The organism is Acinetobacter bohemicus ANC 3994 (assembly GCF_000367925.1).
GTDB classification, from domain to species: Bacteria; Pseudomonadota; Gammaproteobacteria; order Pseudomonadales; family Moraxellaceae; genus Acinetobacter; species Acinetobacter bohemicus.
The window spans coordinates 687027-707909 of the sequence record NZ_KB849164.1 but is presented as its reverse complement, the minus strand read 5'-3'; the positions used below and the strand labels follow the sequence as shown (position 1 = coordinate 707909).

Annotated in this window: 25 protein-coding genes; 9 read left to right on the top strand and 16 right to left on the bottom strand. The window is 38.6% G+C overall.

All coding sequences use genetic code 11. From position 1 onward, the window contains the following. The 7 genes from F994_RS03275 to F994_RS03245 form a co-directional block, all read right to left on the bottom strand. On the bottom strand, positions 1–585 hold the full coding sequence (locus F994_RS03275; RefSeq protein ID WP_004648653.1) for a CvpA family protein: 585 nt from the start codon (positions 583–585) through the stop codon (positions 1–3). Next, complete coding sequence (locus F994_RS03270) at positions 582–1592, bottom strand: quinone-dependent dihydroorotate dehydrogenase (protein WP_004648652.1); 1011 nt, start codon at positions 1590–1592, stop codon at positions 582–584. The genes F994_RS03275 and F994_RS03270 overlap by 4 nt, the downstream gene beginning before the upstream one ends. 90 nt (positions 1593–1682) lie before the next feature. Beyond that, positions 1683–2162, bottom strand: a complete 480-nt coding sequence (gspM, locus tag F994_RS03265) for a type II secretion system protein GspM (protein WP_034696499.1) — start codon at positions 2160–2162, stop codon at positions 1683–1685. Next, positions 2162–3301 (bottom strand): type II secretion system protein GspL, encoded by a 1140-nt coding sequence (gene gspL / locus F994_RS03260; RefSeq protein ID WP_004648650.1) that lies wholly within the window; start codon positions 3299–3301, stop codon positions 2162–2164. Before gspL ends, gspM begins: the two co-directional genes overlap by 1 nt. A gap of 30 nt (positions 3302–3331) precedes the next feature. Then, positions 3332–3787, bottom strand: a complete 456-nt coding sequence (locus F994_RS03255; RefSeq protein ID WP_004648649.1) for a SixA phosphatase family protein — start codon at positions 3785–3787, stop codon at positions 3332–3334. An 82-nt stretch (positions 3788–3869) separates the two neighbouring features. Continuing rightward, on the bottom strand, positions 3870–4943 hold the full coding sequence (locus tag F994_RS03250; protein WP_004648648.1) for an NAD(P)H-dependent glycerol-3-phosphate dehydrogenase: 1074 nt from the start codon (positions 4941–4943) through the stop codon (positions 3870–3872). 48 nt (positions 4944–4991) lie between these two features. Next, positions 4992–5567 (bottom strand): nitroreductase family protein, encoded by a 576-nt coding sequence (locus tag F994_RS03245; RefSeq protein ID WP_004648646.1) that lies wholly within the window; start codon positions 5565–5567, stop codon positions 4992–4994. A gap of 225 nt (positions 5568–5792) precedes the next feature. On the opposite strand from F994_RS03245, the gene F994_RS03240 reads away from it, so the two are divergent. Then, positions 5793–6173 carry a hypothetical protein gene (locus F994_RS03240; RefSeq protein ID WP_004648645.1) on the top strand — a complete coding sequence of 127 codons (381 nt, stop codon included), beginning with the start codon at positions 5793–5795 and terminating at the stop codon, positions 6171–6173. A gap of 374 nt (positions 6174–6547) precedes the next feature. Here F994_RS03240 and rhlB read toward each other — a convergent pair whose 3' ends face one another. Then, positions 6548–7699: an ATP-dependent RNA helicase RhlB gene (gene rhlB / locus F994_RS03235; protein ID WP_004648644.1), complete on the bottom strand. Its 1152-nt coding sequence runs from the start codon at positions 7697–7699 to the stop codon at positions 6548–6550. 99 nt (positions 7700–7798) lie between these two features. Continuing rightward, the gene (locus F994_RS03230) at positions 7799–8011 is read right to left on the bottom strand and encodes a cold-shock protein (RefSeq protein WP_004648643.1); all 213 of its coding nucleotides are present in this window, start codon (positions 8009–8011) and stop codon (positions 7799–7801) included. 382 nt (positions 8012–8393) lie between these two features. Here F994_RS03230 and F994_RS03225 point away from each other — a divergent pair, with 382 nt between their 5' ends. The 6 genes from F994_RS03225 to F994_RS03200 all read left to right on the top strand — a co-directional run bounded on the left by F994_RS03225 (position 8394) and on the right by F994_RS03200 (position 12077). Further along, positions 8394–8627: a sulfurtransferase TusA family protein gene (locus tag F994_RS03225; RefSeq protein WP_004648641.1), complete on the top strand. Its 234-nt coding sequence runs from the start codon at positions 8394–8396 to the stop codon at positions 8625–8627. Positions 8628–8765: 138 nt separating this feature from the next. Beyond that, positions 8766–9635: an RNA polymerase sigma factor RpoH gene (gene rpoH, locus F994_RS03220; protein WP_004648640.1), complete on the top strand. Its 870-nt coding sequence runs from the start codon at positions 8766–8768 to the stop codon at positions 9633–9635. Positions 9636–9784: 149 nt separating this feature from the next. Next, on the top strand, positions 9785–10150 hold the full coding sequence (locus tag F994_RS03215) for a DUF423 domain-containing protein (RefSeq protein ID WP_004648639.1): 366 nt from the start codon (positions 9785–9787) through the stop codon (positions 10148–10150). Positions 10151–10171: 21 nt separating this feature from the next. After that, positions 10172–10369 carry a sulfur carrier protein ThiS gene (gene thiS, locus F994_RS03210; protein WP_004648637.1) on the top strand — a complete coding sequence of 66 codons (198 nt, stop codon included), beginning with the start codon at positions 10172–10174 and terminating at the stop codon, positions 10367–10369. A 12-nt stretch (positions 10370–10381) separates the two neighbouring features. Beyond that, on the top strand, positions 10382–11167 hold the full coding sequence (locus tag F994_RS03205; RefSeq protein ID WP_004648636.1) for a thiazole synthase: 786 nt from the start codon (positions 10382–10384) through the stop codon (positions 11165–11167). 184 nt (positions 11168–11351) lie between these two features. After that, positions 11352–12077, top strand: coding sequence for a hypothetical protein (locus F994_RS03200; protein WP_004648635.1), 726 nt, complete (start codon positions 11352–11354; stop codon positions 12075–12077). 39 nt (positions 12078–12116) lie between these two features. Here F994_RS03200 and F994_RS03195 read toward each other — a convergent pair whose 3' ends face one another. From F994_RS03195 to F994_RS03185, 3 genes are all read right to left on the bottom strand, one after another. Beyond that, complete coding sequence (locus F994_RS03195) at positions 12117–12428, bottom strand: putative quinol monooxygenase (RefSeq protein WP_004648634.1); 312 nt, start codon at positions 12426–12428, stop codon at positions 12117–12119. A gap of 15 nt (positions 12429–12443) precedes the next feature. Then, entirely contained in the window at positions 12444–13025 is a 582-nt protein-coding gene (locus F994_RS03190; RefSeq protein WP_004648633.1) for an NAD(P)H-dependent oxidoreductase, read from the bottom strand. Positions 13026–13290: 265 nt separating this feature from the next. Further along, the gene (locus tag F994_RS03185) at positions 13291–13902 is read right to left on the bottom strand and encodes a glutathione binding-like protein (RefSeq protein ID WP_004648632.1); all 612 of its coding nucleotides are present in this window, start codon (positions 13900–13902) and stop codon (positions 13291–13293) included. A 219-nt stretch (positions 13903–14121) separates the two neighbouring features. Between F994_RS03185 and F994_RS03180 the strand changes: the two genes are divergently transcribed. Both F994_RS03180 and trmB read left to right on the top strand, forming a co-directional pair. Beyond that, the gene (locus F994_RS03180) at positions 14122–15567 is read left to right on the top strand and encodes a SulP family inorganic anion transporter (RefSeq protein WP_034696644.1); all 1446 of its coding nucleotides are present in this window, start codon (positions 14122–14124) and stop codon (positions 15565–15567) included. Between the two features lie 152 nt (positions 15568–15719). Beyond that, positions 15720–16436 (top strand): tRNA (guanosine(46)-N7)-methyltransferase TrmB, encoded by a 717-nt coding sequence (trmB, locus tag F994_RS03175; RefSeq protein WP_004648629.1) that lies wholly within the window; start codon positions 15720–15722, stop codon positions 16434–16436. Between the two features lie 60 nt (positions 16437–16496). Here the strand turns inward: trmB and F994_RS03170 are convergent, their stop codons facing one another. From F994_RS03170 to F994_RS03155, 4 genes are all read right to left on the bottom strand, one after another. Continuing rightward, positions 16497–17171 (bottom strand): class I SAM-dependent methyltransferase, encoded by a 675-nt coding sequence (locus F994_RS03170; RefSeq protein WP_004648628.1) that lies wholly within the window; start codon positions 17169–17171, stop codon positions 16497–16499. An 86-nt stretch (positions 17172–17257) separates the two neighbouring features. Then, positions 17258–18040 (bottom strand): Rossmann-like and DUF2520 domain-containing protein, encoded by a 783-nt coding sequence (locus F994_RS03165; protein ID WP_004648626.1) that lies wholly within the window; start codon positions 18038–18040, stop codon positions 17258–17260. A 93-nt stretch (positions 18041–18133) separates the two neighbouring features. Then, positions 18134–19165, bottom strand: a complete 1032-nt coding sequence (locus F994_RS03160) for a lysozyme inhibitor LprI family protein (protein ID WP_034696642.1) — start codon at positions 19163–19165, stop codon at positions 18134–18136. A 135-nt stretch (positions 19166–19300) separates the two neighbouring features. Then, entirely contained in the window at positions 19301–20785 is a 1485-nt protein-coding gene (locus F994_RS03155) for an OmpA family protein (RefSeq protein WP_004648624.1), read from the bottom strand. Positions 20786–20883: the final 98 nt, after the last annotated feature.

Genomic DNA, 20883 nt, shown 5'->3' with positions numbered 1-20883 from the left:
TTAATAAAAAGGATTATTTGTTGATTCATCTGTACGCGCTGCATGCTTCTGCGTTTTATCAGATGACGAGCCTGAAGATTTCGATGCATCTTCAGACTTAATATGATCAAGCGCGTCATGTGCCGCATCTTTTGAAAGTTTGGTTGCCCATGGTGCATAAGGCATCAGGCGTTGTACAAGTTTAGATTGTTTCCAATGGGGTGAACTTTCCACCCAAGGACCAATCCCCTGCATAGTAATCAGTACAATCAATAAACCTTTTAAAGAACCAAAAGCACCACCCGCTAAACGGTTTAATGGTCCTAGTTTCAAGCTCTTTAATATTTTATTGAGTAACGCAGTAATAATCCAAGTTAAAACCACAATCACCAATACAATAAATGCAAAAGCTGCTATTTTTTGTACCACTGGATCTTGACTCAACGAGACCATCGAAGGTGCTAGGATGACTGCATATTTTGCACCAATAATCAGTGCAAAAATCCATCCTACCAAGTTCGCAAAGGCTGTAACCAATCCTTGTCGCAAACCGTTTAGCCCTCCAATGAGCAAAATAATGAGTACAAAGATATCCAGTGTATTCATGATGATTTTAGAGCATCAACACAATCTTTAATTAGTGTTGGCCCTGTATATATGAGGCCACTATAAATTTGTACAAGGTTTGCACCGGCATCTTGTTTAGCCAAAGCTTGTTCGCCCGACAAAATACCACCAACACCAATCAATGGAATTTGACCATCTAAAGCTTTTGAAAATGCTGCCAAACATGCTGTGCTTTTCTCAAACACTGGCGCGCCAGATAGGCCACCTGCCTCGTCCGCATATTTCAGATTTTCCACGCCTTCACGTGACAAAGTCGTATTGGTCACAATCAAACCATCAATTTTAAATTGCAGCAATTGCTTTGCAATAAATTCGATATCTTCAGCGCTTAAATCTGGGGCAACCTTAAGCACAAGCGGTACGTAATGTTGATGTTCTTCTGCCAATTCAAGCTGACGTTTTCTTAACGTCTCTAACAATTCTGTCAGTGCATCACCGCTTTGCAAACTACGCAAATTTTTGGTGTTTGGCGATGAAATATTCACTGTCACATAAGAAGCGTAGTTATAGACTTTTTCAAGACAAATCAGATAATCATCGACTGCATTTTCAACTGGGGTATCGGCATTTTTACCAATGTTAATTCCCAAAATTCCTTTGAATTTCGAAGCTTTAACATTTTCAACCAGTTTATCTACCCCGTCATTATTAAACCCCATACGGTTAATAATGGCTTTGGCTTCAACTAAACGGAATAAACGAGGATGCGGATTACCCGCTTGTGGACGTGGTGTAATGGTTCCAATTTCAATAAAACCAAAGCCTAGTCCAGCTAAGGCATCAATATAAGCGCCATTTTTGTCTAAACCTGCCGCCAAACCAACTGGATTCGGGAATTGAATTCCCATACAAGTAACCGGTTTAGAGGCAATGCTTTGACGCATCATGCCCATACGATGGGCCGATTTCAATAACGATAGTGTTAGCTCATGTGCACGCTCTGGTGCTAAAGAAAACAACAAAGGGCGAGCAAGAGAATATAACATATCTGTAAAAGTCTACTGCTTTTTAAGTCGCCATATTATAGGCATAGCCTATACAAAACACCATGCTTAGCGGGTCTTTATTTTCACCCATTATTGCACTGTCGCTGTTAATTTAATCTGCCCCGCTTCTGAAATTAATTCTATTTTTTCAAGACTTAGTCCCATTTGTGCTAATTGCGTTAAAAAATTGGCTAAAATTGCATAATTTGCATGTGTGGCCACAATTTGAATTTGCTCACCTGCCTGTTGCGATGCAACCGATAAACTCTGCTGCTGAGCAACACGCTGAACTTTATCCGATGCGCTTAATTGCAAATCATCGGCAGGCTTCATGGTCACTGCATTGCTTTGCATCCAAACCATCATGTCTTTTAAATCATTGACCCGGTTTTGCTGTTTTTCTGCGGCTGCATGCATATACCAAAGCGCTGAACCCACTACCGCAACCACCACAAAAATTGTGGTAAAAACTACCATATAGCGTTCACGCACAGACAGGCGTTCAAGATAATCGGTGATCTTTTCCATCGATTGCTCAATGGAATTGTGTATTTTTTCTGCTGTTTTCATTATTGTATTTTCACCAATCCAATGACACCCGTGCCATTCGGCTGAATATTTCCTAATTCAACCTTAAAGCCTTGTTGGTTAAGCTGCTGAGTCAAACCTTGCAATGTAGCAGCAGAATTGGCTTTCAATTCCATATTTAAAATAGAGCTCTCGTAATTAACACGATGAGCAACAATCTGATTTTGCATGAGGACTGGACCAACACGGCTTAATAACTGTAAAGATTGTGTATTAGCACCTTTGTTTAAGCGCACATGACTTTCAAACTGACTTTTTAAATTTTGCTCAGTGACACGGCTACTCTGCCCAAACCAAGATTTATACTGATCAATAGCTTGCAGCGCAGTCTGATCTGCAACTTTTTTATATTTATACCAACGTGTCGCATCATAGCTAAACTGAACCACCAGTGCAGCAATCAACACAGCAGCACATGCCTTCCAATAGCCCGAAATCCCTGTCGCAGCTTTTGCTTTAGGTAAAATATTAAAGGGATGATTCTTGGCTTTTTTTAATATCGGCACTTCATAATGAAAAGTTTCAATCTGATCAGATGCAACCATGGCTTCAAGGCTCTGCATTTGCTCAGCGGTAAAATTACTAATCTTATAATGCTGCCCTTGAGGCTGATAATCTAAAAATAAAGCCAAATCATCGACCGAATTGCCCATAAATTCATTTTCACGTACCAGTAAACACCCCGATACATTAGCAATGATTGTTTGCCCCACATCAGGACTTGGCAAAATCAGAAAATCTGGCAACAAGGAAATGACTTTAACTGGAATCAAGGTCAAGGCATGTTGTAGCGTTTCAACCGTCGTATTGGCAACACCCAAAATAATGAGCTGATCTGGATTCTGAAAATGATGCAATACTTTCATTGAATCAATGGGCAAAACCACAAATTCTTCAAGTAGATATTTAACCCCATCCACACCTAATTTTTTATATTGCGGCTTGGCAAAGGTTTGTTGAAGTATTTGCACATCACGACTTGGAAAAAACGCAACCGCTTCTTCACCATGATAGGCTTGAGTCTCTTGAATTAAATGCTCAAGACTAGAGGCTTGATACCAGCTCTCTCCAGTTGACCATTGCCAAACCCCATTGGCTTCAGGCATCCATAAATACAACATTAATGTTTTTCTGCCGTTTTAATTAATATTTTATGCGTTTGGAATAAAAATTTTTAACTGTGTAGACAACCCAGTTGCAATGACTGCTTGCTCATAAATACGCGCTTCAGCCAAAGCATAGGGATGAAAAGACTCCGCGGTCAATAATGATGAAATATGTGCAACCACATTCATATGACAAACCACAACAATAGATTCATAAGGCAACTGAGACAACCATTCAACCGCCAATTTCGCATCATCTTCAGGCTTAATTTTATCGCATAGCATCACAGGCACATCATTAAAATAATGCTGCAGATGTGCCAAGGTTTCTTGTGCACGCAATAAAGGACTAACCACAAATACATCGGGTTGAATCACATCCTTTAAATATTCTGCAACTTGCTGTGCTTGTCTGTGCCCTCGCGCAGTTAATGGACGCTTATCATCATTCCCATTAATTGCTGGAGAGGCTTCACCGTGACGAACTAAAGTGAGTTGCATTAAAATTTCCTTATTTTCAATATGCAGCGATTATACCTGAGCTTTATGACAGCGCGAATTTATTCAATTATATTGAAAAAGATTACACTTCATTATGCGGTAAAACAAACTCTACATCACTACGATGGCCATTTTTCATTAATGACAGTGCAATGCTTAAAGGTGGTGCACCTTCAAAAATCACATTATATAAAGCACTGGTAATGGGCATATAAACATCCAATTCTTCAGAACGGCTTCGCACCTGCACAATGGTATTAATCCCCTCTGCCGTTTGCCCCAATTCAGTGGTTGCTTGTTCCAAGGTCTTACCCGAACCTAGTGCAAAACCCACTTGATAGTTGCGACTTAAAGGACTGCTACAAGTCGCAAACAAGTCACCGACACCAGATAAACCTAAGAATGTCAGCGGATTGGCACCCAATTTCACCGCAAAACGGCTCATTTCAGCCAATGCACGGGTTAAAATCATACTTTTGGTGTTTTCACCCACTTTGTAAGCAGCCGCCATCCCCATTGCAACAGCATAGATATTCTTTAAAGCACCACCCAGTTCTACACCATGCACATCATCACTGGCAAAGACACGGAATAATGCACTGTGTAAAGCTTGTTGCACTGCATAACGCACCAGTTCCGACTGACTTGCAATTACAGTTCCTGCTGGCTGTCCCGCCATAATTTCTTTGGCTAAATTTGGTCCCGACAGCACACCATAAGGCACTTCAGGTAATTCTTCACGAATGATATCACTCATAAAACTGAAGGTTTTGGCTTCAATCCCTTTGGTTAAAGATACAACGGCCTGAGAAGTAATAAATGGCTTAATTTGTTGAAGCACATGACGAAAAGAATGACTTGGTATCGCCACCAAAATAATATCGCGATTAGAAATTGCCGTTTCTAAATCCGTCACCGCCTTCAAACCAGACTCTAAAGTAAAATCGGCTAAATAGCGTTTATTTACATGGGTTTGATTAATTTCTGCTGCTGCTGCTTCATCCCGAATCCAAATCATGGTATCGCAGCCATTTCGAGCTGCGGTATTGGCCATTGCAGTACCGAAACTACCACCACCCAAAACTGTTACACGTAACGCAGTCTTTTGATCCACTGAAACAGGCTCAACAAGATCTGAAAATTTTAACTCTGACATTATTTTTATATCTCGACTCAGTATTTAATGACTCAGTATTCAATAAAGTTATTTATTCCAATAACTGACATAATTTTGTGTATTTATTTCTGCACGTGCTGGAATAGCTTTAACTGCCGTTCCAATATAAATAATTCCAGAAATTAAATCATCTTTCGTTAGACCTAAAAGTTGTTTAAATAAATTTGACTCAACCACGGCACCACTGCGCCACATCGTTGAAAAACCTTGAACTTGCAGTGACAACAAAAAGTTCTGTACCGCCGCACCTGTACTTAAGGTTTGCTCAAAATTTGGAACTTTCGGATGCGGCTGAAACTGAGTTAATGCCAAAACCAAAAGTGGCGCACGAAATGGGTGATTTTTAACCCGCTCTAACTGCGTCTGATCAGTCTCACCTAAATCGGCCAAAGCTTTAGATAACAACTCACCAAAAGCGCCTCGCTGATCACTGGGAATAACAATGAAACGCGTCGGCTTTAAACGATGATGATCTGGCGCAGTGAGTGCCGCTTGAAAGGCTTTTTCTAACTGCTCTGCATTCGGCGCAGGCTCGACCAAATGACCAATCGACTGACGTTGATGAATATTATAATGAACCGTATCTACCACTGAATCCGTCATTGGTTTCTATATCTATGTACTAAAATATTTCAATAAGATTAGCATACTCTTATTCAGATTCTCTAGAGCGATGAACCAATGTACGCCACTCAATTCCAATCTTACAGATTAATCCGTCACAGAGCGGCCATATAAAACTGCATATTTTATACAAGTCTTTCAAAAATCATCCAAAAAGTTATGCTCAAATAGCCTTTATTGTTTGAAAACACATAAGGGGAAGAAATGAATAAATTTTTCATGCTATGTTCTACAGTTGCCGCCACGCTGGTATTAACTGCCTGCGCATCAAACCCAACGGCATCCTTAGCGATTCAAAAAGAAAATAATCAATATGAAGTCACTGGTGTAGGGAAAAGTAATTTAATTGCTAAAAACAATGCAATTGCTGCCGCAAACACGACCTGTGGTAAAAAAGCCACTGCTGTCATTATTGATGAAAAAACTGAATATAACGGTGCGTTAAAAGGGGTTGTCGATGAACAAACTGGACAAATGATTCAAGCCGCAGCAAGCGTTATAGGCACTTTAGCAGGAAAAAATGGTAGCCTTGCTCGAGATGAAGATTATCAAACCACGCTCACTTTTAAATGTCGAGCAAACTAAGTCATTGCACAATCACTTAATCCCAGCAATGCATTAATAATGCTTAAAGCATTTCAAAAAAACTGCTTTAAATTAAGTAATGCTAATCAGTTAAGGGGTTTACAATCAACACCTTAACTTTTTAGTTATTTAAGACAGCTATTTATAATTTTAAATCAAATATTTTAATTTAATTCATTACTTTAAATAAACTTAAATGAGAAGCCTCAAAATATATTTTAAGTTCGCAAGATACGAATGACATTTCCGCGCATAAAATAACATCATAAATTTAAAATGCTAATCTAAAAATAAGAAAACCAGTCAATTTCTTAACTGACTGGCATTCGCTTTAAATAAGCGGCTTTTTACATTGATGTAATTTAGTTTTAAAACTAACAATAACCTTCTAAACGCGTTAAAGGTAGTTTTTGACCAATCGCTTTTTCAATTTCTGGAAGATAGAACGCATCATCTTCAGACAAGAAACTAATACTCACACCACTTGTACCCGCACGACCTGTACGACCTATACGGTGTACATAATCATCCGACTGTTCTGGCAAGGTAAAGTTCACAACATGTGAAACACCATCCACATGAATACCACGACCTGCAACATCGGTTGCAATCATAATATTATGCTGACCATTTTTAAATTGATCTAACATTTTCAAACGCTTGTCTTGTGCAATTTCACCAGACAACATCACCACTTTATAACCATCTCTTTTTAAATGATCATAAAGTTTACGCACTTGATCACGACGATTGGCAAAAATCATGACTTTTTCAATCGGTTCATCGCGCAAGATTTCTTGCAATAACTTGTATTTATCCGTTTTTGCAACCATATAAACGCGCTGCTCAACATCTGCATTGGTTTTCTTTTCTGGCTCAATTTCCACAGTCACTGGTTCAAATAACCATTGTTGTGCCAAATTTAAAACATCATAACTAAAGGTTGCCGAAAACATCAGCGTTTGACGTTGCTCTTTACGCGGTGAATAACGAACAATTCGTTTGACCGATGGAATAAAACCCATATCCAATAAACGGTCTGCTTCATCAATGACTAAAAATTCAATTTGGTCTAACCAAACTTCTTTTTGTTCAACGAAATCAATTAAACGACCTGGTGTTGCCACAATAATATCGACAAATTGCTTATCAAGTTGTGCTTTTTGCTTATCAAAATCTACACCACCCAATAAAGTGACTAAATGTAAATCTGTAAATTTGGTTAAATCTTTAGCATCACTTTCAATTTGCAAAGCCAATTCACGCGTTGGTGCAAGAATCAGTGCACGTGCTTCGCCGCGAAAGCGTTGTTCTTTAATCGGATTATTGAGCAAATCATTAATTACACTAACGAGAAAAGCAGCTGTTTTACCCGTACCCGTCTGCGCACGACCAATCGCATCATGTCCAGCCAAAGTGAATTTTAAAACCTTTTCCTGAATGGGCGTCATTTCTTTAAAACCTAAAGCATCAATAGCTTGTTTAAGTTTCGGATGTAAATTTAAGGTTTCAAAACCAGATGACATAAAAATGTGCTCTAACTTAATAATCAGGAAAAATAGTAGTCCATTATAAACAAAAACGCCCCAAATTACATTGGGGCGTTCTCATGAATAATCAGGCGATTAGTCTAAAGGTTGTACTTCTTCAGCTTGGAAGCCTTTTTGACCTTTAACTACGCTGAATTCAACGCGTTGACCGTCACGAAGTGAACGGTGACCGTCACCTTGGATAGCGCGGAAATGAACGAATACGTCGTCGCCGCCGTTACGTTGAATAAAGCCGAAGCCTTTAGTGTCGTTGAACCATTTAACTACGCCTTGTTCACGAGCTGTCATAAGTTAATCCTCATTGTATTTATAGAAGGACCACCCGGTGTTGCAAACAGCAGAGTAAACAAGGTTTAAAAATATTTATTATTTCTAAGCTTGTAATCATTCTGTATTACTATTAACAAAATCCCGGTTACATCCATTACTGTATTCAATTTTATGACAAATTTAAGTGTTGTCATTATTTTGAATACGCAAAGAGCTTAACACGGGTTTCTAACAATTCATACTGTTTTTTTGATTAATCTGCGTTATTAATTTAGCTATTTTTTTACTAATTATTTCTTACTTTTATAAAAGTATCTTGATGTTGTGATTCAATAATTTTATTTTTGTTTGGCGCTAAATTTGCTAACATTTCAGAAAGTTTTACTGGATATTAAATAAGATGAATGATCTAGCAAATACAGCGATGATTATAGATGCAATGGGAAAACCTTGCCCCATGCCCTTATTGATGCTTAAGCGAGCACTCAAGAATAAATCAGATCATCTATTTTTGCTAAAATCTTCAGATCCACATAGTCAACAAGATGTCATGCGCTATTGCCAAATGCATCAACTCAAATGCGGCATGACCACAATTTCCGATTCGGAATATCACTACTTAATTGAATCTTAATTATTTTCAATTAGACTATAGCTTTTCAAATTTGCATAAAAAATTACATTTCTCTACCCAATTTTCCTTAATTCACAAAAATATTAGATTAAGATAAAATTTAAGTTGGTTATGTCATCCCATTTTAAAGGAGAACACATGAGTGACAGCAGCAATCAATTGATGCCCCTGTCATTATCGGCGCCAGGGGTAAATCTCGGTGCTTATATCAGTACTGTCAATCAGATTCCTATTTTAACGGCTGAACAAGAAAAAGAGTTAGCCGAGCGCTATTATTACGAGCAAGATTTAGACGCAGCAAAAATGCTGGTGATGTCGCATTTGCGTTTTGTGGTGCATATTGCCCGTAGTTATGCAGGCTATGGCTTGCCGCAGGGCGACTTAATCCAAGAAGGCAACTTAGGCTTAATGAAAGCCGTTAAGCGCTTTGACCCTAATATGGGCGTGCGTTTAGTCTCTTTTGCGGTGCATTGGATTAAAGCTGAAATTCATGAATATGTGATTCGTAACTGGCGCATTGTTAAAATTGCAACGACCAAAGCTCAGCGCAAACTTTTCTTCAATTTACGCAGCTTAAAAAAATCGAGTAAAAAACTCACACTCGATGAAGCAAAATCTATTGCCAATGACTTAAATGTGACACCAGAACAAGTCTTGGAAATGGAAGGTCGGCTTACTGCCTATGATGCTGCCTTTGAAGCACAAGGTGATGATGACGATGAAGGTTCAACACATGTTGCACCCGCACTGTATTTAGAAGACAACCGCTATGATCCAGCGCGTCTTGCCGAAGAAGAAGACTACGAGGAACAAAGTAGCTCTGCCCTTCATAGTGCAATGGACCAACTTGATGATCGTTCACGCAACATTTTACAGCGCCGCTGGTTAGACGATGAAAAATCGACACTACATGAATTGGCTGCTGAATATAATGTTTCTGCCGAACGTATTCGTCAGTTAGAAAAAAATGCAATGGAAAAAATTAAAGTGGCAATGTCTTCTAATTAAACAATTAGACTGATTTTATTGCATAATTAAAGAAAGGGCCGCGTGCCCTTTCTTTGTATTTAGGCATTGCTATTGTTGCTTTTCGCCTTTCGTGTAAAGCCGAAAATATGTTAAGGTTGGGCGCAAATTTACTCATATGACAATTGCTTATGTGGATTGCAATTTCAGCCCTTAACTTAGCACTTGCCGTCATGCTTGGCGCATTTGGTGCACATGGCTTAAAAGCACACGCGACCGAAGCTCAACTGGCATGGTGGCAAACAGCGACCGATTATTTTTTCTATCATGCACTTGGGCTTTTGGCACTTGCCATTTTAACCCGAGTTATTCCTCAGCTTCCAATTAAAGCCAGTTTTTTACTCATTCAAATCGGCATTGTATTTTTCTGTGGCTCTTTATATGTCATGGCGTTAGGCTTACCGCGTATTTTAGGTGCAATTACACCCATTGGTGGTGCACTCATGATTGCAGGTTGGCTGCTCCTTGCTTGGAATGCATTTAAATACGCGAAATAGAGTAAAAATAGGGAAATCAGTATGCATATTTACTTAAATGGCGAATCAAAAAATACATCATGTACCAATTTATTAGAATTGGTTCAAGAGTTAGCACTTGAAGGCAAACGCTTTGCTGTAGAACAGAATGAAATGATCATCTCCAAAAGTAAATTGGCACAAACGCTTATTTGTGCTGAAGATCATATCGAAATTATTCATGCCGTCGGTGGCGGCTAATTCGGAGCTCCCATGGAAGATACCCCACTTATAATTGGTTCGCGTACATTTAATTCACGCTTATTGGTTGGTACAGGTAAATACAAAGATTTAACTGAAACTGATCTAGCAATTCAAGCCAGTGGCGCAGAGATTGTCACTGTTGCGATTCGCCGAGTGAACATTGGACAGCATCCTGATCAACCGAATTTACTTTCTGTTGTCCCTCCTGAAAAATATACTATTCTGCCAAACACCGCAGGTTGTTTTGATGCCAATAGTGCCGTGCGTACCTGCATGCTTGCACGTGAACTTCTAGATGGTCATAACTTGGTCAAGCTTGAAGTTTTAGGTGATGAAAAAACCTTATACCCAAATATCACCGAAACCTTAAAAGCCGCACGTACGCTAATTGATGATGGTTTTGAGATTATGGTCTATACCTCTGATGATCCGATTGTGGCGCAAGAACTTGAAAGTATGGGCTGTGTAGCCATTATGCCTTTAGGTAGCTTGATTGGTTCTGGGTTAGGCATTTTAAATCCACACACCATTTCAATTATCAAAGAAAATGCCAAAGTACCTGTCTTGGTTGATGCAGGTGTGGGTACAGCCAGCGATGCAGCCATTGCGATGGAATTGGGTTGTGACGGCGTGTTGATGAATACAGCCATTGCCGCAGCACAAAATCCAATTTTAATGGCCTCTGCAATGAAAAAAGCGGTTGAAGCTGGTCGTGAAGCTTATCTAGCAGGTCGCATGCCGCGTAAACGTATGGCCAATGCAAGCTCGCCAGAAACAGGCTATTTCTTTAAATAATGAGCTGATCTGCTCTAAGCATTAAAAAGGATTCTTCGGAGTCCTTTTTATTCATTTCAATATAAAAACAGTGCTTTATGAGTATTCAATAGTTGAATTCGCTCAATCAACACATTTAAATAAACTCAAGAATCTTCACCTTCAAATATCTATAACCATATAAAAATGAGAGGAATTTAAGCCCATGCTAAAACTTATCAAACCTTTACTTATACTTAACACCCTATTTTTCATTACACTAACAAGTAATGTTTGGGCAAAAGCAGAGACAGAAACTACGCTCAAAACAAGCTATCAATCCTTTGTTCCAAAAAATTGGAAAATCTTGGAAAAAGTACAAGGCGATTTAAACCAAGATGGTCAAGCAGATATTGCCCTGATTATTGAAGACACCAATCCAGACCATTTCGTGGTAAATGCAGGCTTAGGCAGTAATGTACTGAATGTAAATGAACGGAAACTTTTGGTTTTATTTAAACAGCCAAGTGGCTATCAGCTCATTGCGAGTAATCATTCACTACCGACTGAAGGCGATGCAGAGTCCCCTTGTCTGGCTGATCCGCTTGGTGAAACCGAAGCTTTGAGCATTCAAAGAGGCGTGCTCAAAATTCATCTGCACTACTGGTTAAGCTGTGGTTCGTGGTATGTGACCAATCACATTTATACCTTTCGATACCAAGACCGCGCATTTAAGCTAATTGGCTATGATGTGAATGATTTTCACCGCGCATCAGGTGACATCACAGCGCGAAGTATTAACTTTATGACAGGCAAAGTGAAAAGCACGACAGGTGAAAATGAATTTGCTGAAAGCACGCAACCTGTCAAAGTTCAATGGTCGACATTAAAACATCGCTATGCATTGAAACTCGAACAGGTTCAATTTAATGAGCCACGTGAGTTTGAATAAATAGAGTCATTAAGACTCTTTCAAACTCACATGCGCAGCTTATTGTGCTTCTAAAATACGAATTTGTACGTGAGCAACCGCCCCTTCGGTTGCTTTGGCATGTTGTTGCATATTGACACTGTGCATATGCATCTCTAAGTGCGGCATACTCTCCCACTGCTCATACATCATGATTGAAAATGGCACTTTGGTCTGTAATGCACTCTCAATTGCAGGATGATCAATATGTACGTCATAAAGATTACAACCAGGCTCTTGTAATACCTGTTTGCGGATGTTGTGAAATGAATCAAGTACCGTTTTAAAACCTTGTTCTGAATGACAAATAATTTCAGCAATTACAGTTAACATGGTCACATCTCCAGATTAAGCAAAAACTTGGGTTAAATGTTCACGGTACTGCGCCATATAGGCTTCAACTTCAGGTGCTTTAACCACATCATTGACAATAAAAGTTTCTAAACTTTGCATACCCAAGAACTGATTGGCCTTATGAAAGGGTAAGTACACACCATCCACCCCAACACCATGAAAAAATTGATCTTGTTCAATAAATGCTTCCATAGGTGCATTCCATGTCAGTGATAACATATATTTTTTATCGTGAATGAGACCCCCAGAACCATATTTCTTTGATGCATCTGCACGGCTTCGGCCATCACTTGCATATAAAGTTCCATGCCCTTCTGTAAAGATATCATCGATATATTTTTTCACCGTCCAAGGCGCGCCCATCCACCAGCCGGGCATTTGATAAATCACCACATCGGCCCATACATATTTTTGTATTTCTGCCTGAATCTCATAGTCACTATCTGCACGTGAAATTTGAACGGTATGACCCAGTTCGCAAAGTACCTTATTTGCTAACGCTGTCAAAGTATCATTTAGCTCTCCATTCGAATGTGCAAATTGTTTAGCGCCATTGACGATCAGAATATTACTCATGCTTCAAACCTTAAAGGATTCATTTTCAGTAGCAAATATACTTGAGATTTTTATTGCTAAAAATTCATCAAAATGCAAAATATTATTGATAAAAAATCAACAATAAAAAAATTCACTTCAAAATTATTTTTGCTTAATCTAAAATTCCACCGCAGTAATCGGAAATAGTTGTGCAAGATCCAGCACCTAAAGTAAACACTACCCACCCAATTCAATAGACATAAAAAAAGCACCCTTAGGCACTTTTAAATTAAATCAAGTTCACTTAAGCAATCAAACCTTCATCACGCATTGCAATTTGTACCGATTGACGTTCAGCCACTTTATGACGTAATGCAATAATATTTTTATAGGGTGTTAAATCATGTTCGATGCCATTTGACCAATTTGTCAGTACAAACAAATAAGCATCTGCTGGGCCAAAATTATCATCAACCAAATAATCGTGATCAGATTCACCGATTGTTTTATCAATATAAGTTAATAAACGATCAATTTCCGCATAGGCTTTTTCTTTCGCTTCAGCAGATAGTGGCGCACCAAAGAATACGGCGTAAGCATCGTGTAATTCAGAGTTTAAATAACCAAGCCACTCAAGCACTTTGGCACGCCCTAAACCCGATGGTGGAATTAAATCTTGTTTTGGATCATGCTGTGCAAGGAAAGGTAAAATTGCCACATTTTCAGTTAGAATCAAGCCCGGATTAATTTCTAAAGCAGGAACATAGCCCTTAGGATTAATGGCGTAATAATCGGCCCCTTTTTCTGTTTTATGTGTTTTTAGATTGACACGTTCTAAATCAAAATCGACGTTAATTTCATTTAAAATAATATGAGCAGCCAAAGAGCATGCACCCGGAGAATAATAAAGCTTCATATCTGATCCTTGTTATCTAACTATTAACTGTTTTAAATCTCTTCTAACAAACTTTCAAGTGATCAAACCTGTAAATTGCAAAAAAGCATAAATGAATAAAAAATATTTACCTTCTGAATATTGTCCAAAATCTCGCTTTTTTCAAGTCAATCTAATGTGCTTTTTTTTATAAAGATGTTTTAACATAGCCAGCTTTAAAGTTTGATGAAAATTAACGTTGTGATTAGCCTGAAAAAAGAAGAATGGTTTTCCAATATCCGTACCGATGTTTTAGCCGGTTTGGTGGTTGGCTTAGCGCTGATTCCTGAATCAATCGCTTTTTCGGCTATTGCAGGTGTCGACCCACAAGTCGGCTTGTATGCTTCATTTTGTATCGCAGTCACGATTGCATTTTTTGGCGGCCGATCCGCCATGATTTCTGCTGCCACGGGTGCTATGGCTTTACTGATGATCACTCTGGTAAAAGATCATGGTCTGCAATATTTATTAGCAGCGACAGTGCTTACAGGAATGATTCAGGTCATTGCCGGTTACTTTAAAGTTGCAAAGTTGATGCGCTTTATTTCTCAATCCGTAGTCTACGGCTTTGTGAATGCCCTCGCGATTTTGATTTTTGCTGCTCAACTTCCCGAGCTGAATAAAATGGATAGCTTAGGCTATTTATTTGTCGGGCTAGGTTTAGCTGTCGTTTATTTATTTCCTTATCTTCCTAAAATCGGCAAACTCATTCCCTCTCCACTAATTTGCATTATTGTTTTAAGTCTCGTTGCACTTTTTTTAGGTGCAGATATGCGTACAGTCAGTGATTTAGGCCATTTCCCAGACACCTTGCCTATTTTCCTGATTCCTGACATTCCACTGAACTTTGAAACGCTCAGGATTATTTTCCCTTACGCTATGACTTTAGCCACCGTGGGTTTGCTTGAGACTATGATGACCACGACCATTGTAAATGAAGTCACTGGAACTGAAGGCGATCGTCATCAAGAATGCCGCGGTCAGGGTTATGCCAATATTGTCAGCGGTTTTATGGGCGGCATGGCCGGTTGTGCCATGATTGGTCAATCAATTATTAACGTCTCGTCAGGTGCGCGTACTCGGTTATCCACCTTAACTGCTGGGGTATTTTTACTGTGTTTGGTGGTCTTTTTAAAAAATTGGTTGGCATATATTCCTATGACCGCTTTGGTTGCCATTATGATTATGGTGTCATTCACCACCTTTAACTGGGATTCGGTGCGCAATTTTAGTAAGCACCCCAAACAAAGTAATCTGGTTATGCTTACTGTGGTGGTTGTCGTATTAGCAACGCATAATCTTGCGCTTGGTGTATTACTTGGCGTGTTACTTTCAGCGCTATTTTTAATCAATAAATTGGAACATGAAGTCAAAGTTCAATCCCAGCTGATCAACAATACTCGTCACTACAGCATTTCAGGGCAAATTTTCTTTAGCAGTTCAGATAAATTTTTTCAGTTTTTTGACTTTAAAGAAAATATAAGCAAAGTTGAAATTGATTTAACTCATGCACACATCTGGGATATTACTTCAGTGAATATGCTGAATAATGTAGTGCAGAAATTTAAAGCGCAAAATATTGAAGTCAATATTATTGGCTTAAATGAAGCGAGCAGCACTTTAGTTGACCGTTACAGTTCCAATTAATTTTCATCGATTTTAAAGCGTCTATTTAGGCGCTTTTTTATATCACACAACTTTATTCAGCAATTAAATTGAACTGAACCCAGTAAAAAATTTGACTTACACCCCTTAAGACTTAAAATACCGCATTCGAATTTTTTACATTTGCCAAAGTTATGTCGAACGATCAATTAGACCAGCAAGTCGTCGAACTGGACAACTTGAATGAACATCGCGAAATTGTTACTTTTATGCGTCGTTCATCTCCGCTGAATACCTCTCAACGTACTGCGCTTGAACAATATGGTCACTTAATTTTGGAATATCCTGTGGGCGATTTACGTCAGCAGTTTGAACATCCAGAACGCCCTTTGACTGTTGAAATTGGTTTTGGTATGGGACGTTCGCTTGTGCTTATGGCAAAGGCGAATCCTGAACGCAACTATGTCGGTATTGAAGTTCATATACCCGGTATTGCACAATGTGTCTATGAAGCAGGTATGGCGGGTTTAACCAACTTACGTTTACTTGATGCAGATGCCATTCAAGTGCTACGTGAAATGCCAGACAATAGCATTAATGCGGTACAGCTTTATTTCCCAGATCCGTGGCAAAAGAAACGTCATTTTAAACGTCGTTTTGTGTCGCATGACCGTATGCCATTGGTTGAACAAAAACTGGAAATGGGTGGTACATTCCACTCTGCTACAGATTGGGAACCGTATGCTGAATGGATGTTAGACGTATTAGATAATCGTCCAAATCTTGAAAATATGGCAGGTCAAGGCAATAGCTACCCACGCCCAGACTGGCGTCCACAAACCAAATTTGAACGTCGTGGTTTAGAGGAAGGTCATAAAATTAATGATTTCCTCTTTAAGAAAATCAAGTAAATTTAAAAGATAAGTTAACAAATGGCTCATTCAAATATGAGCCATTTTTAATGCAAGCTATTAAACCTTCAGTGCCATAAAACCTTGATAAGATAAAATTTGGGTAAAGCGTTGTACAGAACCAAAACCTGCCAAGTTTAATTGTTCAAATGTTTCTTGTTCCGACAATGGGTAAAAGTCATCTGCTAAACGACTTAACATTGCCGTAGACTGCGCTGTACTTAAGCCATTTGTCTCACAAATATGTTGAAGCATTCCTCGCTCTTGATCGGTCTTTATTGCGGTCAAATCAAAGCCAATAAACACGCCGTGCTGTTTTAAGCGCGAATCAATTGCTTTAAAAAAATTGAGTTTCTGTGCATAAGGAACAAAATGTGTAACAAGAATGGAAAGTGCTGCATCATAAGTCTGCTCTGTTTTTAACTGATCAACATCTGCCAGTACAAACTCAACCCGATGCAGTGCATCTAACGGCTGAATATATTGTTTGGCTTTCTCCAACATGGTTGCCGATAAATCAGTGGCCGTAAAAGACCAATTCGGAAACAATTGCAACAAATAGCCCAGTTCATAACCTGTACCACAACCCACAATCAAGACATGTGCATGTTCATTGACATAGGTTTTGAGCAATGCTTGAATCTGTTGGTGCACCACTTCGTAGCCCGGAATGAGTTTACGAATGTGTACATCGTAACCATCGACCACATGCTGACTGTTAAAATCCTTTGCCATTGCTTTATTGTCCCCTTATTTATCGATTATTCAAATATTAATCTAAGAAAATCGTATTCTGATTTAAAATTAAGTCTGATTTAAAATTAAGATTGAGTCGCATGCGATTGTAGAATTTGCTGACTCATTAACTGATATATATTTTTTAAATCTTCACGTTGCGCCTTTTGCAACATCTGTTCGTGCATTTTTAGAATATTTTGATCACCGCGCATCGCTGGCCCTGTTTGCATCAATTTTGGATCATTATGTAAGGCTTTATTGGCTGTTTCTAAAATCAGCGGATACAGCAATGAGAAATCCACGTGCTGTGCATCCACGATTTGCTTCGCCATGTCATAACAATAATTGCTAAAATTACAAGCAAACACGGCGGCCAAATGTAAACTTAAACGTTGTGCCGAAGTGTATGAATAAACGCGAGTACTTAACTGATTGGCCAGTTCTGCTAATAACACCAAATCATCTTCAGACTTGGCTTCTACAAAAATAGGCGTATCTGACCAGTTTATTTCCCGCTCTAAACTAAAGGTTTGCAAAGGATAAAACACACCTGCCCGTGCATGGATCTGTGCCAAGACTTCAATGTCGGTACTGCCTGAAGTATGTACAATCAGAACCTTGGGTAATTGCTGATGAACATTACTAATAACCGAAGCAATCGCCTGATCACTCACTGCTATAATGACCAAATCAATTTCAGGATTCAATTCTTCAATATTCGTGGTCGCAGTTGCATTCACTTGTGTCGCTAAAGTTTGTGCAGTTGCTAAAGTTCGACTATAAATCTGAACAATTTGATGATGTTGGCTTAATACATGAGCAAGATGATGCGCAACTCGCCCTGCACCCATAAAACTAATTCGCATATACTTTCACACTTTACTGTTCAGCACAGCATGCCAATAAAAAAAGGACGAATCAATTCGTCCTTTTCATTAATAGCGTTTATATCGGTCAGTTTAGTTAAAAATGTTATTTAAATAAATTATACGTTCAGTAGTTTTCTGATTAAAACATTTGGTGTATTGCATCGCTTCATTTTGTTGACGCATTGCATCATCCCAATAATCAGATTTCTTTTGATAGACTTCTTTATCATTATCGGCGAGCTGATATACATTCTTTTGTGCGATGACTTTACAGTCTACATCACGTTTTTCAAACCAATCCGATTGATCTTGTTGCAACTGCTGTTTTTGTTCAGGCGAGAATTGATCCCAAATCTGATTTAAGCGTTCAACCACTTTAGTTTTGTCTGCATCTAATTCTTTTTGGCGAATATCCATCACCTTTTGTGCTAAAGCGACTTCTGCTGCCTGTTCTTGAGAATATTTTTCTGAATATTCGCGGTTTTCACTATTCTGTTTAACATAGGATTCATATTGCACCGCTTTCACTGTCACAAAAACAATACCATCAATCACTGCATTTTGGTTTTCCGCGCTGATGGTTAAACCTTCTTTATCGGTCTTGGTAATATCATAACTATAAGCACCGCTCAGTTGATCATCACCAAGCGTTAAATTTGATTCACCACTTTCCAAATAATCACGTAAATTTAATGTCGATGCATGTTCTTCGCCTTCACAATCTTCACAAGGTGCTTCTAAATAAGCATTTTCAGCACGTTTTTGTAAGCCTTTAGGCAATTGAACCACCAGATCACTGCTACAAGCTAAGTTTTTGGCTGTGCTTGGATCATCTGTAATCGTGGTGACATTCTTAATTTTAAACTTCACGTTTTGCGTGATTTTCTTTAATAATTCTTGATCTGCTTCATAGCTCGAATGACGTAATTGCTTATCTAACTGTTTTAAATATTCAGCTTTTAGATATGCTTCAACCTGTCCGATATTTTTTGCATCAGTACAACTCCAATTTGAGGTTTCAACTTTTTCCTCAACCGGTTCACTCTTCTTATTTTTAAAATAGTCACAACCCGAAACTAAAGTTGTCGCGACAATTAGGCTGCAAAGTATTGTTTTATTCATCATTATGTTATTAACCACATTATTTATAATTTTCGCTGCGTATTTAAGCAAAAAGTGATCAATTTAGCGATAGTTCCAATAAAAAAATCTCTGCTTTTACCCAGAGATTTTTTACTTCTTAGATGCACAGATGACTTACTGTTTTTTAATTCCATCCTCATTTACTTCTCGTACTACACCTGTTTCAGTATTGAGTACTTCAAATTCAATACGGCGATTTTTAAACTGACCATTAGCCGTTGAATTATCCGCGATCGGCTGTTCTTGACCATAACCGACGGCTTGTAATTGTGCAGGGTCAACCCCTTGTTTCACTAAATAATCCACAACAGCTTGCGCACGTTTTTGTGATAAGGTCTTATTTGTTGCAGCATGACCTACAGCATCGGTATGACCTTTAACGGTTAACTTCACTTGTGGCGCACGTTTCATCAAAGCAGCGGCTTGATCTAAAATCGATTTATTTGCTTCAGGGATATGGGTGCTGGCGGTATCAAAATTAATAATTTGCATATTAAGTGCTGTTGCAATATCTAAAGCGCGAATATTATCGGGGTTAATTTCCGCCAAAGCTTTTTCCGCATTGCTATTGCCCGTACTAATTACAGCATGACTATCTACGAATGTAGCAGTATTGGTGGCGGTTTGAGTAAGCACTGTCATGTTTTTAACCAGTGGTTGAATTTTAGCTGCCAGTTGTTGTGCATCTGTAGGATCAGCAGTCTGAATAGAAAGTTGATTTCCCATCCAAGTTAAGGAGGCATTTGGCACGCCCTTGACCAGTTTTAATACGCTTGGAATAGCATCTTGATCAATAAATTCGGTATGATAATTGGCATTGCTCTCGACACCACAACCCATGGTATGATTAAAAATTTGTTTAATTTCCTGTTGCAAAATATTGATATAACTCGCATTACCAGAATATAACTGACACGTTGTTAAATATCCTGCCGCACCAGTACTGAGCTGTAATTTAGCAGGTTCACTACTGGCTGTTTGTGCAGGAAGAGTACTTACCGATTCAGTTTCTTTTTGACCAGAACAAGCCCTAAATATTAATGCAAGTAGCACCGCTAAAATAACAAAAGCAATCAGAGGTAATAAAAAACCTGATTTCTTTTTTTCTTCAGCCTCCTTATAAGAGGTAATTTCAGGCGCTTGATGTAAAGTATGTTCAACTGCTGTACCTATGCCTAAAGCACTTAACAATGCAAGCGCCCAAGGTGGTAAGGCATTCGACACGGCTGACCAATGTGTTTCAATTAGATGCACAATCGCACTTGGCTCAGCAGACCCCGCTTCAATCTCTAACACACCAAGCGTTGGTGCAATTGAGCGATTTAGGGTAGATTCCATTGCTCCAGTCGGGACAGTACCTGAAATTTGTTCTAAAAATTGCTGCTTTAAAGCAGGATTAGTTATAAAAATATCGGTTAATCTTGGATTTAATTGATTCTGTAAAATTTCAATAAGCTTTGGCTGAGATTTTAAAATCGATAATAGGATTGGGAAAAAACTAGTTAATGCCTGACTCTTTTCACTAAGATATTCTGTTTCACCCTCAAGGACAATCGCAGATACTTTCTTCTTAAGTAAGTCAATCAAATTAATATTCATCCATTATTCCTTTTATTCTCGTTTTATCATGCTTAATTTTTAGTTTATCTGTTCGTTTTTTAATCAGTGTAAATAATTGTATTGTTTAAAATACAATT

What these genes read in the sequence shown, in the direction of transcription:
- F994_RS03205 (WP_004648636.1), top strand. Translation starts at nt 10,382, where the DNA reads ATGGAAGATACCCCACTTATAATTGGTTCGCGTACATTTAATTCACGC.
- F994_RS03270 (WP_004648652.1), bottom strand. Translation starts at nt 1,592, where the DNA reads ATGTTATATTCTCTTGCTCGCCCTTTGTTGTTTTCTTTAGCACCAGAG.
- F994_RS03215 (WP_004648639.1), top strand. Translation starts at nt 9,785, where the DNA reads ATGTGGATTGCAATTTCAGCCCTTAACTTAGCACTTGCCGTCATGCTT.
- F994_RS03190 (WP_004648633.1), bottom strand. Translation starts at nt 13,025, where the DNA reads ATGAGTAATATTCTGATCGTCAATGGCGCTAAACAATTTGCACATTCG.
- F994_RS03160 (WP_034696642.1), bottom strand. Translation starts at nt 19,165, where the DNA reads ATGAATAAAACAATACTTTGCAGCCTAATTGTCGCGACAACTTTAGTT.
- F994_RS03230 (WP_004648643.1), bottom strand. Translation starts at nt 8,011, where the DNA reads ATGACAGCTCGTGAACAAGGCGTAGTTAAATGGTTCAACGACACTAAA.
- F994_RS03170 (WP_004648628.1), bottom strand. Translation starts at nt 17,171, where the DNA reads ATGGCAAAGGATTTTAACAGTCAGCATGTGGTCGATGGTTACGATGTA.
- F994_RS03255 (WP_004648649.1), bottom strand. Translation starts at nt 3,787, where the DNA reads ATGCAACTCACTTTAGTTCGTCACGGTGAAGCCTCTCCAGCAATTAAT.
- gspM (WP_034696499.1), bottom strand. Translation starts at nt 2,162, where the DNA reads ATGAAAACAGCAGAAAAAATACACAATTCCATTGAGCAATCGATGGAA.
- F994_RS03155 (WP_004648624.1), bottom strand. Translation starts at nt 20,785, where the DNA reads ATGAATATTAATTTGATTGACTTACTTAAGAAGAAAGTATCTGCGATT.
- rpoH (WP_004648640.1), top strand. Translation starts at nt 8,766, where the DNA reads ATGAGTGACAGCAGCAATCAATTGATGCCCCTGTCATTATCGGCGCCA.
- rhlB (WP_004648644.1), bottom strand. Translation starts at nt 7,699, where the DNA reads ATGTCATCTGGTTTTGAAACCTTAAATTTACATCCGAAACTTAAACAA.
- F994_RS03200 (WP_004648635.1), top strand. Translation starts at nt 11,352, where the DNA reads ATGCTAAAACTTATCAAACCTTTACTTATACTTAACACCCTATTTTTC.
- F994_RS03250 (WP_004648648.1), bottom strand. Translation starts at nt 4,943, where the DNA reads ATGTCAGAGTTAAAATTTTCAGATCTTGTTGAGCCTGTTTCAGTGGAT.
- F994_RS03195 (WP_004648634.1), bottom strand. Translation starts at nt 12,428, where the DNA reads ATGTTAACTGTAATTGCTGAAATTATTTGTCATTCAGAACAAGGTTTT.
- F994_RS03240 (WP_004648645.1), top strand. Translation starts at nt 5,793, where the DNA reads ATGAATAAATTTTTCATGCTATGTTCTACAGTTGCCGCCACGCTGGTA.
- F994_RS03245 (WP_004648646.1), bottom strand. Translation starts at nt 5,567, where the DNA reads ATGACGGATTCAGTGGTAGATACGGTTCATTATAATATTCATCAACGT.
- trmB (WP_004648629.1), top strand. Translation starts at nt 15,720, where the DNA reads ATGTCGAACGATCAATTAGACCAGCAAGTCGTCGAACTGGACAACTTG.
- F994_RS03225 (WP_004648641.1), top strand. Translation starts at nt 8,394, where the DNA reads ATGAATGATCTAGCAAATACAGCGATGATTATAGATGCAATGGGAAAA.
- F994_RS03165 (WP_004648626.1), bottom strand. Translation starts at nt 18,040, where the DNA reads ATGCGAATTAGTTTTATGGGTGCAGGGCGAGTTGCGCATCATCTTGCT.
- F994_RS03275 (WP_004648653.1), bottom strand. Translation starts at nt 585, where the DNA reads ATGAATACACTGGATATCTTTGTACTCATTATTTTGCTCATTGGAGGG.
- thiS (WP_004648637.1), top strand. Translation starts at nt 10,172, where the DNA reads ATGCATATTTACTTAAATGGCGAATCAAAAAATACATCATGTACCAAT.
- F994_RS03185 (WP_004648632.1), bottom strand. Translation starts at nt 13,902, where the DNA reads ATGAAGCTTTATTATTCTCCGGGTGCATGCTCTTTGGCTGCTCATATT.
- gspL (WP_004648650.1), bottom strand. Translation starts at nt 3,301, where the DNA reads ATGTTGTATTTATGGATGCCTGAAGCCAATGGGGTTTGGCAATGGTCA.